At 43.3% G+C, this 12,784-nt stretch carries 9 protein-coding genes; 7 read left to right on the top strand and 2 right to left on the bottom strand.

Annotated elements, in window-relative coordinates; genetic code table 11:
* The 3 genes from RHS_RS23425 to RHS_RS23435 form a co-directional block, all read left to right on the top strand.
* Positions 1 to 1,124: response regulator (locus RHS_RS23425; RefSeq protein ID WP_395023431.1), on the top strand; the 1,124-nt coding region annotated here is incomplete at its 5' end.
* A gap of 11 nt (positions 1,125 to 1,135) precedes the next feature.
* Positions 1,136 to 2,917, top strand: a complete 1,782-nt coding sequence (locus tag RHS_RS23430; RefSeq protein WP_047834515.1) for a sensor histidine kinase — start codon at positions 1,136 to 1,138, stop codon at positions 2,915 to 2,917.
* Positions 2,918 to 2,938: 21 nt separating this feature from the next.
* Complete coding sequence (locus RHS_RS23435; RefSeq protein WP_047834516.1) at positions 2,939 to 4,300, top strand: alpha-L-fucosidase; 1,362 nt, start codon at positions 2,939 to 2,941, stop codon at positions 4,298 to 4,300.
* 24 nt (positions 4,301 to 4,324) lie between these two features.
* Here RHS_RS23435 and RHS_RS23440 read toward each other — a convergent pair whose 3' ends face one another.
* Both RHS_RS23440 and RHS_RS23445 read right to left on the bottom strand, forming a co-directional pair.
* A complete protein-coding gene (locus RHS_RS23440; RefSeq protein ID WP_047834517.1) occupies positions 4,325 to 5,395 on the bottom strand; it encodes a response regulator in 1,071 nt (356 codons plus the stop codon).
* A complete protein-coding gene (locus tag RHS_RS23445) occupies positions 5,373 to 7,130 on the bottom strand; it encodes a histidine kinase (RefSeq protein WP_047834518.1) in 1,758 nt (585 codons plus the stop codon). The genes RHS_RS23440 and RHS_RS23445 overlap by 23 nt, the downstream gene beginning before the upstream one ends.
* A gap of 401 nt (positions 7,131 to 7,531) precedes the next feature.
* On the opposite strand from RHS_RS23445, the gene RHS_RS23450 reads away from it, so the two are divergent.
* From RHS_RS23450 to RHS_RS23465, 4 genes are all read left to right on the top strand, one after another.
* On the top strand, positions 7,532 to 8,203 hold the full coding sequence (locus tag RHS_RS23450; RefSeq protein ID WP_047834519.1) for an aspartate/glutamate racemase family protein: 672 nt from the start codon (positions 7,532 to 7,534) through the stop codon (positions 8,201 to 8,203).
* 136 nt (positions 8,204 to 8,339) lie between these two features.
* Entirely contained in the window at positions 8,340 to 10,316 is a 1,977-nt protein-coding gene (locus RHS_RS23455; protein WP_047834520.1) for a glycoside hydrolase family 127 protein, read from the top strand.
* Between the two features lie 53 nt (positions 10,317 to 10,369).
* Positions 10,370 to 11,098 (top strand): FadR/GntR family transcriptional regulator, encoded by a 729-nt coding sequence (locus RHS_RS23460; protein WP_044289599.1) that lies wholly within the window; start codon positions 10,370 to 10,372, stop codon positions 11,096 to 11,098.
* Positions 11,099 to 11,130: 32 nt separating this feature from the next.
* Complete coding sequence (locus tag RHS_RS23465) at positions 11,131 to 12,576, top strand: four-carbon acid sugar kinase family protein (RefSeq protein WP_047834521.1); 1,446 nt, start codon at positions 11,131 to 11,133, stop codon at positions 12,574 to 12,576.
* Positions 12,577 to 12,784 lie beyond the last annotated feature (208 nt).

A 12,784-nucleotide genomic window follows, 5' to 3' on the forward strand; every position in this document is an offset into this window, starting at 1 on the left:
TGCAAACAAAAGGCCAAAATACCTGTATGAATGAAGGGAGAATTATGAATATATTATTAATTGATGATGAAAAGTACGCTGTGGAAGGCCTGATATCCATGCTGGACTGGAAGCGATTTGAAGGAACCCTGACCGGAACTGCTTCCAATGGCAAAGACGCTCTGGAACTGATAGAGCTATCTCCTCCGGATGTTATTATTTCGGATATCAAGATGCCTGTGATGGATGGACTGGAACTGGCGAAAGAGATTTTTTCGCGGAACTGGGAAATAAAACTGATTCTGTTAAGTGCCCACGGGGAGTTTACATATGCCCAGAAAGCAATCCAATACGGAGTGACGGATTACATTCTAAAGCCCGTAACAAGACAGAAGCTCCAGGATCTGGAAGGATTGCTGCTGCGAATCAATCAGGAAAAAAAATTCAGCAAGGACACATATCTGAAATCATGGAGTCCTTCTTTAAAAGATGAGATACTAACAGCGCTAAGACAATGTGATTTGAAATTTTTTGATTCTTATTTTTCTTCTGAAGAATACTTTGCTCCTATGAAAAGTCAGGAAGGCAATGCATTGGGAACCCAGCTTCTGAATTATCTGTATTCCTATTTTGAACAGCTGAATATCTCTCAGTCTGTATTAGACACATCGAAATCCAAAACGCTGAGTCAGTTTTATGATCTTCCAAGCCCTGAGGAAAAGATAAATTTTATTATCACCCGCTACAGCGACGTAATGACTGCCAGCAGCAGACAACGTCATGCAAGTACCGACACGTTAATTGAGACGGCACGGGAATATATGCAGAAACATTTTGATTCCCCGTCATTTAATATCTCGTATCTGGCGGATTCCATGAATGTATCAATCTCTTATCTAAGTACCATTTTCAAGCAATCTACCTGTGAAAATCTGAGTACTTATCTGACGAATCTGCGTATGGAAAAGGCAAAGGAACTCTTGAGCGACGTACAGTATTCCATTTCTGATGTAGCTCTGAAATCCGGATACGAGGATTCCAGATATTTTGCTAAATATTTCAAAAAACAAATGAATATGAAGCCAAGCGAGTACCGCAACTTATGTATTCAAAAGTCGCTGAATCTGAAAAAAACATCTGAGTAGACGGAGGAAACATGGGAATTAAAAAGAAAATATTTTTAGCCTTTTCCTGCGGAATATTAGTAATCACGCTCTTGTCATATGCCTTTATCTTCATACTCTTCCGCCAGGGATATGAAACTGAAATTATGCGTTATCAGAAATCAGCTGTTACTATGAATTCAAATATGGTAGAGAGTTTCCTGGATTCCATCCGTCAGACCTCCCTGAGAATCATTGGGGACGAAGCAATCGGCATTTACCTAAGCACCGGAACCGTGAAAGACTCCCTGGAGAAAATTAAGATCCGGCAATCCATTACAAACCAGTTTTCCCATTATTCCACTGGTCAGATTCTGGGCAGCAGCCTGTATCTGAAAAATACGCTGTTTCTGAACGACAGCCTTCCGATTGCAGAATTCTTCGACAGTCAGACCCTGAATACCAATCCTTTTGTCTCTTCCAGCAACATTTTTTCGGATACCGAGGTAAAGAAAGAGAGCTGGTATCTGCAATTGATCGAATCGGGAAAAAGAAGCCGTATTTTTCTGGATCCGGAAACAAAGAATTTCTGTTTTGCACAGATTATTCATAATAACTACTATACAGGCCCCTATTCCAAAGAAGGACAGGGGGTGATGGTAATCAGCATTGCAGCCAAAGACCTGGCACGTACTTTTTCTCTTGATCCGATCAGTGATAACAGCGGATATGCAATTTTCACCAGCCAGCAGGAACTTTTATTCCTAAGCAATGCCCAAAAATCCCTGTACCTGGAAGCCTGTGACCGGTTTATGGCAAGACAGGCATTTGGCGGCGAAATTGTCACTCTGGATAACCAGCGGTATGTAATGAGTCTGAATTCCCTGCAGCGATATGATCTGAAAATATTGTTTCTGACACCTTACAGGGATATCCAGACTCAGCTCAGCCATCTGATGCGCTTTTATCTGTTGTTTGTATTCCTGATCTTTCTCGTGCTGATGGCGGGCATTTATTTGATATCCAATCGTTTTACACGCCCTATCATCCGTATGGCGCAGACGATCAGCACAATACACGATACACGAAATTTTTCAGTAGATACCTTGCATTTTTCCAAAGATAAGGAAATTGTCATGCTCTGTGACAGCTTTTCACAGCTGATTTCCCACAATAACCAGTTAATTCAGGATATTCAGGAGCAGACCGAACAGCAGAAACGTTCCGAACTGCGTGCACTACAGGCCCAGATCAATCCACATTTCATATTTAATGCCATGGATATCGTGAACTGGATGGCTCTTTCAAAAAACGAAGATGAAATTGCAGAAATTGTCTCATCCATTGCAAACCTTATGAGGTACAGCATTACAGAACCGGATAAGCTTGTTCCTGTCTCAAGTGAACTGCAAAACATTCAGGAATATATCAACATCCAGCAGTTGCGCCACTCCCAGAACCTGGTATTGGATGTTGATGCCACGGAGGATCTGAACACCGTATACATCCCCAAATTTACCCTCCAGCCGCTGATTGAAAACTCTATTTCCCACGGTCTGGTGGAAAGTAAAAAAGATCTTCACATCCTGGTACATATTTACCGCTCAGCCCGTACTGTCATTATTGACATCACAGATGACGGTGTAGGCTGTGATGCAGGAGAACTCAACAAATTCTTAGACCACTCCGAAGATACCGCACTAAAAGTGTCCAACGGATTTGGCATCCGCAACATCAATGAGCGGATCCGTTTAAATTTCAAGGGAGCAAGCGGACTGACTTACCGGAAAGAGCGGGGCATTCTCACTGCCCGCATTACATTTGAAACACCTTAACCTAAAAATGGAGGAATAACGATGAAAGAACAAGTTGTAACTAATGGAATTCATACCTATACCGATGCCGAAAAATATGTTCCTGCGGACAGTCCTGCTGTACAGGAACACATCAACTGGTTTATGGGATTAAAACTGGGACTTATGATGCACTGGGCGCCCGGGTGCCAGCTGGGAACTTATGAATCCTGGCCTCTCTCTGACGGAGACGGGTCCTGGTCACAGGAGGACGTGGACTGGACCGACATCCCCACCTTCAAGGAGCAGTATATAAATGCAAATAAGACTTTCAATCCAGTGAAATTCCGTCCCGACCGCTGGGCAAGCCTGGCTAAGGAATGCGGCTTCCGGTATCTCCTGTTCACTACCAAACACCACGATGGATTCTGCATGTTTGATTCAGAAACTACCGATTACAAAATTACGCATGAATCCTGTCCTTTTCACACCAGCCCCTATGCTGATATTGCAGGCTCCCTGTATGATGCTTTCCGCAAAGAAGGACTTGCCATCTCTGCTTACTTCTCCAAACCGGACTGGCACAGCGATTATTACTGGCACAGCGAATTTGGGACGGCACCAACCAGGAATATGAATTATAACATCAAGGAACACCCTGATCTGTGGAAAAAATTTGAAGAATTCACCCACCGGCAAATTCTGGAACTGGGAAGAAACTACGGAAAAATAGATGTGCTTTGGCTGGATGGCGGATGGGTCAGCAAGGATAATCTGGACCAGGACATCCATCTGGAAAAGGTAGTGGAGACCCTGCGCAGCACCACACAGCCCCATCTGATCGTCTGTGACCGCTGTGTTGGAGGGCCTTACGAAAATATTATCACTCCGGAAAAACAGATTCCTGACCAGCCACTGTTCATTCCATGGGAGACCTGTGCCACCGTTGGCGAAAGATTTTCCTTTCATTATACCGATCATTTTAAAACAGGCAGGGAACTGGTCCACATGCTGCTGAATGTGGTAAGTAAGGGCGGAAACCTTGCGCTCAATATTGCCCCTCAGCCCGACGGCGAACTTCCGAAACCGGCCGTAGAGTCCATTAAAAATATGGGAAAATGGCTGGCTCTGTTCGGTGATGGAATCTATGAGACATCAATTATTCCACCCTATTTCCAGGAGCGGATAAAATATACACAAAAATCAGGGAATATCTATGCTTACTTTCTGTATGATGAAATCCCTGACCTTCCCAATATGCTATCCCTGACCATTGATGCTGATATCCGGGAAATCCGCTCCATGCGTACAGGGCAGTCCCTCCCCTTTGAATGCAAGGGCGGGCAGACTCTGATTCACACTGAAAAGCTTTTATTAGATGAGGCTTTTTATGCGGAAGGATTTGTCCTGGGTTTAGCTGAGTAAGGGGACGCTACCTCATCCCCCTCATTACTCACTTTTCCTCCGCACCGTGCCCTTATACTCATTCGGCGTCTGCCCCACATTTTTTTTAAAAATATCGCAAAAATAACGATAATTGCTGTACCCTACCTTCTCGCTGACCTCTATGACCTTATAGCCCTGGTTCAGAAGTTCTTTTGCATGTTCCATCCGGGTCTTTGTCAGATATTTAATGTAACTCATACCAACTTCATCTTTGAACAGAATGCTAAGATATGCCGGATTCATAGCTACCATATCCGCCAGTTCCGCAAGTCCGATATCCCGATGGTAATTCTCATTAATATAGGTCAGCAGCTTTTCTACAGTACGGTGCATCCCTCCGATCTTTGTAACCTCCATTCTTTGAAGCATGGATCGGAATATTTCTTCTACAAATGTATTGACCTCTTCATAAGATTCCATATTTTCCACATTTTGATAAGATGGAAAATGTTGTTCTTCCTTTCTTTCTCTGCGCTTTTCAAAATAAATGCCCAGAGCAAGACAGACCATTTTGTAGCTTTCTTTCTTATATTCTTCCAGTGTGTCCGTATAATTTTGAAGCGCTTCTAACGTACCGGAAAGTATTTCTTCATATGATCTAATATCAGCTTCTTCTATGGAATGCATTAATTCCTGACTGATATCCTGAAATTCTTTCTTCCTGGTCTGGGTTTCCTCTTTACGGGATTGATCCGCCCTGTCCGCCAGCAGGCTTTCGGTCATCTGCATGGTGTCACGTATCTTGTCCATTGTTATGGGCTTATCGATATAACCCCTGACACCAAGCAGGAGGGCCTTTCTGGCATACTCAAATTCCTGATATCCGCTGATCACTACAAAAACTGTATCCGGCGTGTATTCTCTTGCTTCTTCAATTAAAGAAAGTCCGTCCATACCGGGCATACGGATATCCGTAATAACCAGATCCGGCTTTTCTTCCAGGATCACACGCAGCCCCTCAATCCCGTCATAGGCAAATCCAACTACCTCGAAATCCATTTTTTCTCTGGCGATCATGGCTTTTATTCCATTTACTACAATATATTCATCATCAACGATCACTACTCTTTTCATTTGCAATTACTCCTTCCTGATAAGACAAGCCTACCGTGACCGTAACCTTTGTCCCCACTCCCGGCTCACTGTCAAATCTGACTCCATATCCTTCTCCGTAATACAGCGCAATTCGCTCTCTTACATTTCGTACTCCATATCCTTTTTCCAATACAGACAAATCAGCTATTCCCACGCCGTCATCCACAATGGTAAAAATAATTTTTTCATCTTCCCTGACAGCACCTACCTGAATGCTCCCTTTTCCTATCTGTGGTTCCAGCCCATGATACATCGCGTTTTCCACAAACGGCTGGAGGATAAATTTCAAAATATAGACATCGTCCAACTCTACCGGGATATCAAGCCCCAGTTCAAAGCGATTATTATAACGGAAGTTCTGTACTTCCATATAAGACTTAATATGGGCCACTTCATCTGCGACTTTGATCAGTTTATTCCCCTTGTTCAGGCTCAGCCTAAAAGTACGGGACAGCGCATCTACCATTTGTGCCATATCATCTGCCTCGTGGATTACCGCCATACAATAAAGGGAATCCATAGTATTATATAAAAAGTGAGGATTAATCTGAGACTGCAAAAGCAGTAGTTCCGATTCTCTTTCCTTTAACTCACTGGAAAGCAGACGTTCACGAAGCTCCAGGTTATTGTTGACCATCTGCTTGAATTTATTGCCAATCTGCCCAACTTCACTGGAATCAAATTCTTCGGTGATATTTCTGTTACCCTCACCCACTTCCTCTATGGTATTCTCCAGTTTTCGGAGAGGTTCATAGATTTTACCGGATATAACCCGGGAAATATAAAATCCTAAAATTACCAGCATCAGAATGATTCCCATTATGATAGCCCCGATTACATTACTGTCCCTGGTAAGTTCACTTTTTCGTATAATACTCACCATTTTCCAGCCCGTGGGATCATTTTCCACACTGGCAAATACAAACTGATTCCCAAATCCGGAGCCCCGGAAATACTCCTGTTCAATCTGTTCCTGATCTTCTTCGTTTCCTCTGAAATACATAATGGAGTTATGTTTTTTATCATCTACCACCATAAAAGATACGCTTTGGTTTGCCCGGTGAGTAGAGCCAAAGGCCTTTTCAAATATCTTCTGCCGAATATTTACCACCATATATCCGATTCCCTCATAGTTCCCCGGATCTACCAGTAATTTCCCCATGGATACCATTCCCCGGTTCTTATCCGGATTCAGAATATTCTGCCCGTAAAATACTTCTTTCCCGTTAGCTTCGTTCATCTCCTTCACCCAACTGGTTTCCAGCACATTTTGGATATGATAGGAAACACTCTCACCGGAATTAGCGGAATATGTATAGAGTTTTCCTGTGTTATCCAATACAATAATCTCACCAATCAGGGTTTCCTGGGTTGCAATTCTGCCCAGATAGGATTCCAGCGTATGCCTCTGGGTACTGGAAAAATCCTTGTTTTTATTTGTACCGGATTCCTTAAAAACAGACATAAAACTGGGATTCACCAGAAGATTTCTGGTTAGCTCTATTATATTATTTAACTGAATATCGGTAATCTCATCCGAGATCTCCAGGTTATAGGAAAAGTCCTCCTGGTAATTCCGCTCAATAATATGTTTGGAAAGAAAGTAACTGAGAACTCCCAGCAATACCGTCGAAAAAACAGCCAGGGCAATAATCGCTGTTCTGATCTGATCCTTGATCTTACACCTTCCAAACCATCTTGCAATCTTTTTCATTCGTTTTCTCCATTTCAGTTCCACTTTTCCTGAAAATCTCAAAAAGCGGAAAAATCACTACATTTTTCATCTGCACTCTACTTTAAAATACACTAATCTTTACAGTCTTACAATGCCAATTTCTTCTTTCTCAAAAGATCTTGTACAATACTTACAAAATAACCTTTTTATTTTATGCACAATTCCTATCTTTACAAATCTTGTATTATGTGAGAATATAGGGTTATATTTCAACATCCTACGTTGAACGTTGGATAAGAAGTTATGAATCCAAAACTGCGTAACAGGAAAATGGCTGAAAGAAAATTATGAAATAGAAAGGACGCCACACAGAGATTCTTTCAACCCGTTTAATAAGTGGCAGTATTGCAGCAAGCCTGCAATATATTATAGGTAAAATCATGAAAATAGGATTAGTGTATACAAGCACCACACCAGAATTAATTGAATTAGTAGAACGTGAAGTAAAGTGCCAGCTCCCAGAGGAAGTAACACTGATGAGTTACGAAGACCCTTCCATCCTTTCTGAAACAAGAGATCATGGATATGTGACTGCAAATGCTGCTGCCAGACTGATTACCATGTTCTTGAAAGCAGTTCAGGATGGCGCAGATGCCGTTTTGAATATCTGCTCTTCTGTCGGAGAAGCGGCTGACTGTGTACAGGACATGGGCAAATACCTCGGTGTGCCTATTGTAAGGGTAGATGAAGAAATGTGCCGGGATGCTGCAAGGCAGGGTTCCCGTATCGGAGTACTGGCTACACTTCCCACCACTTTAGAACCAACTAAAAATACCATTCTGCGTGTTGCCAGGGAAATCGGAAAACCAGTAACACTGACAGACGGCTTAATTGATGGTGCATTCGGACTGAATCAGGAACAGTTCAGGGAACTTCTTCTGAAAAAAGCCGGAGAAATCTGTCAGGATGTAGATGTAATTCTTTTATGTCAGGGCTCCATGGCTTACTGCGAAGAGTTAATCGCAGAAACTTATGGTAAGCCGGTAGTTTCCAGCCCACGTTACGGGGCGGCAGCTTTAAAAGAAGCATTGCGTATGAAAGGTCTGATTTAATTTCTGAACCAGACTCCCCGCCGCAGGACTGCCGTCCGGTTCCCTGCCCGCAGGAATACATATTATGGAAGCTTCCAGTTTATGGACTACCAGATACTATTAATAATTAATCAAAGATGGAAAGCGAGGTTTTATCATGCTAACTAATACTACAAAATCCCCTTTTTCAAAAGTATCCCCTCTCCCCTGGAATGCCGTTAACTGGACCAGGGGATTCTGGGCAGATGCATTTACCGCATGTGCCGGTGATACAGTTCCTCATTTACAAAGTATGTTTGAAGCTAAGGATATCAGCCATGTTGTGGAAAACTTCCGGATTTGTGCCGGAGAGGCAGAAGGTACCTTTGACGGAACCAACTTTGGCGACGGGGACTTTTACAAATGGATGGAGTCCGCAATGTACAGCGCCGCTAAAAACGGAAATCAGGAACTTTTAGATCAGCTGGATGATTATATTGACCTCATTGGGCGTGCCCAGTTGGAAGATGGATATATTTCCACCAAGCAGATTCTGGGCGAACGCCAGAATAACGGTATTGCACGTTTAGGTGATATCAATGATTTTGAGGTTTACAACTTTGGACATTTATTTACTGCGGCCTGCCTTTACAAACGGATCACCGGGAAAGAGAACTTTCTGGAGATTGCTAAAAAAGCTGCCATTTACCTTGACCAGATGTATCAGGATAACGCTAAAAACGGGGAAGTACAGACCGCCGTATGCCCATCCCACTACATGGGTCTCATTGAAATGTACCGGACAACAGGTGACAAAAAATATCTGGAACTTGCAAAGCTTGCTATTGAGTTACGTGACTCTGTAAAAGATGGTACCGATGATAACCAGGACCGTATCCCCCTAAAACAACACGATAAGATTTTAGGACATGCAGTGCGTTCCAACTATCTGTATGCAGGTGTTGCGGATCTGTATGCTGAAACAGGCGAGTCAGAATATAAGGAAATGCTGGATAAAGTTTGGCGCAACCTGGTTGATAAGAAGATCTACATAACCGGAGGCTGCGGAGCCCTTTATAACGGAACCTCACCCTATGGCAACTTCTTCATTGACCAGAAGATCCACCAGGCTTACGGATATGAATACCAGCTTCCCAATATCACCGCTTATAACGAGACCTGCGCTTCTATCGGAAGTGTATTCTGGGCTTACCGTATGTTCCAGGCTGATCCGAAGGCTGAGTATTTTGATATTATCGAACGTACTATGCTGAATGTAAACCTCGCTGCTGTCAGCATGGATGGCAAGAAATATTTCTATGAAAACATGCTGCGCAGAGCAAAGAAACTGGATTACGAATTGATCTGGCCACTGGAAAGAAGCGAGTATATCTTAAGCTACTGCTGCCCTCCAAACCTTGCCAGAACCATTGCCCAGTCCAGTGAATATGCCTATACCGTATCGGATGACACCCTCTGGATGGGTATGTACGGTGCAAGCCGCTCCCAGATTGAGCTTCCCTGCGGCGCATCCTTTACACTAATCCAGGATACGAACTATCCTTATGACGGAAATATATCCTTTCACATTGAAGACCTGAAATATGCGTCCCCGGATCATAAGACACCAATCTATCTAAATGTCCGCATTCCGGGCTGGGTAGAAAACGGAACTATTACCATTGGGGGAGAGACGAACATCTGTCTTACCCAAAATGACAGCCAGACCTATAAGAAGATTTGTATCAACCCGGACACTGTATCCGATGTAACAGTTTCATTTGATATGCCTGCCCGTTTATCTACTGCGCATGCTCTGGTGGAAGAAACGAATAATCAGGCTGCACTTGAGCGCGGACCTCTGGTATACTGTATAGAAAGCCCGGATGCAGATGTAGAAACTTTAGATGACCTTTTATGGAAACTGGACGCCGAATTCACTCCGGTTGCCTATACTATAGGCGGCAGGGACCTTGCCGCACTGGAAGGTGATGTATACCGCATTAACAGAGAAGAATATAACCGTGATTCCCTCTATCAGACCCTGCGTTATCACGGAATGTCCACGACCCATATCCGCCTGATCCCATACTTTGCATGGGACAACAGGGGATTTGGTGAAATGAAGATCTGGATGCCTGTGGCTTATAAATAGGCGTATCCTAAAAGATACGCTGCTTCCACTACCCCAGAAAAGGAGGTGCCTATATGGCCCAATCAAAAACTGACACACCTATCCTTTCGAGATCTTTGCAAAACAAATCAATTGTCAGCCGGATCGTAAACCAAATTACCGATGCCATTATAAACGGAGAATTAAAGCCCGGAGATAAGCTGCCTACGGAAACCAGCCTCTGCGCCACCTTTGAGGTGGGGCGCAACTCCATCCGGGAAGCAATCAAAATCCTGGAAGCCTACGGCGTAGTCTATATCAAACGCCCCGACGGTACATTCGTAAATGACCGGTACAGCCAGAAGATGCTGGACCCTATGCTCTATGGTATTCTTCTTGAGAAGAATTCATCGGATGAAATTATCCAGCTTCGAAAAGTACTGGATATCGGTATTATGCAGCAAATTATGCACACCATTACACCGGAGCAGATTGCCCATATAGAAGGCTGCCTGGAAAACCTGATAAATGCCGTTTCCAAAAAAGATAAGGATATTGAGACCGTCTTAAATGCAGACATTGATTTTCATATGGCTCTGACAAATGCCTCCCAAAATCAGCTGCTGCTCAGCATGTATACCTATGTGGACCGTATAACCATACCTTCCCGGAAAAATGCTGTGAAAATGGTCTTAGCGGAAGATGATACCGACGATTTTATCCGTCTTCATACTGAAATGCTAACCATGATTTCCAGGAAAGATTTTACCGGAATCGAACAAACCATTAACGATCATTATAAATTTTGGAAACAGGTAATTTAAACTCGCTCTAAATCCCAAAGGAGATGTTATCTATGAAACAGAATGCGCAAACTACAGAGGCCTTAACATTAGATGTCCTGGACAAATACCCTTCTGTAGATACTGAACATATCGACCTTATGCTGCGGTCGGAATACCAGGATTTTCATAAAAAAATAGTGGTTCTGGATGATGATCCTACCGGCATCCAGACTGTTCATGACGTATATGTCTATACGGACTGGGAAGAGTCTGCCATAAATCAGGCTTTTACATCCAAAGAAGATATGTTTTTCCTGTTAACAAACTCCCGTAGTTTTTTCAGGGAACAAACCATCCGGGTACACACACAGATTGCCCGTCGTATCGGTAAAACAGCTGTAGAAAACGGTCAGGGATTTTTTCTGATTTCCCGGGGCGATTCTACCCTGCGTGGGCACTATCCGCTGGAAACAGAAGTTTTAAAAGACACCCTGGAGACAGACTGCCACATTCCTACAGACGGAGAAATTATCTGTCCCTTTTTCAAAGAGGGCGGACGATACACCATCAACAATATCCACTATGTAAAAGAAGGCGGCTTCCTGATTCCAGCCGGAAATACAGAATTTTCCAAAGATAAGACCTTCGGTTATACCTCTTCCGATCTGACGGAATACGTGGAAGAAAAAAGTGAAGGAAGATTCCGCAAAGAAGACTGCATCACCATCTCACTGGAAGAATTAAGATCACTGGAGCTGGACAACATTACAGATAAACTGATGTCTGCCTCCGGCTTTGCCAAAATTATCGTAAATGCCATTGATTACATAGACATCAAGATATTCTGTATCTGCCTGATACGTGCCCTCAGGAAGGGCAAAAATTTCATAGCAAGAAGTGCCGCCGCTCTGCCAAAGGTACTGGGACAGATAACTGATGTGCCACTGCTTTCAAAGAAAGACCTCATAGCCGGCAAGGAAGATAAAGGCGGAATTGTAATTATTGGATCTCACGTCCAAAAGACCACAGACCAGTTAAACGCCCTGCTGGAATCAGAAAAAGACCTGACTTTTCTGGAGTTTAATGTAAATTCTTATTTTCAGGATGGCGGATTAAAGGCAGAAGTACAGCGTATCCTGGATCAGGCAGAAGCACTGATCCGATCCAACAAAACAGTAATCATCTACACCAGCCGCAGGCTTCTGGTACCTGATACCGCAGACAAAGATGAAATTCTTATGGCATCTGTTCACATCTCCGATGCCCTGACAAGTATCATCCGTTTTCTCACCGTAAAGCCTCGTTTTATCATTGCCAAAGGCGGTATTACATCCAGCGATGTGGGCACAAAAGGACTTCAGGTTAAAAAAGCACTGGTAATGGGCCAGATCAAAAAAGGAATCCCTGTATGGCTAACCGGCGATGAAAGTAAATTTCCAAATACGCCATATATTATCTTCCCCGGAAATGTAGGGGAAGTAAATACATTGCGGGACATTGTAGAAGAAATATGTTAAATGGGATTAGCTGAGGAAGGACGCTTTGTGGATGAGAGGTAGTGTACGGAAGGTTAGAAAATACCAGTTCTGCGTTAAGCATTCCAAACCAATGTCCTGGTCTGCCCCCTTCTCTTTTCGTACACTACCTATCATCTACAAAGCGTCCTTCCTCAGCGAAACCCAAATATAATGCATTAAATAGAACATTACAAAACGTTCACTGTAG

This window comes from Robinsoniella sp. RHS, assembly GCF_001029355.1.
Classification (GTDB): domain Bacteria; phylum Bacillota; class Clostridia; order Lachnospirales; family Lachnospiraceae; genus Robinsoniella; species Robinsoniella peoriensis.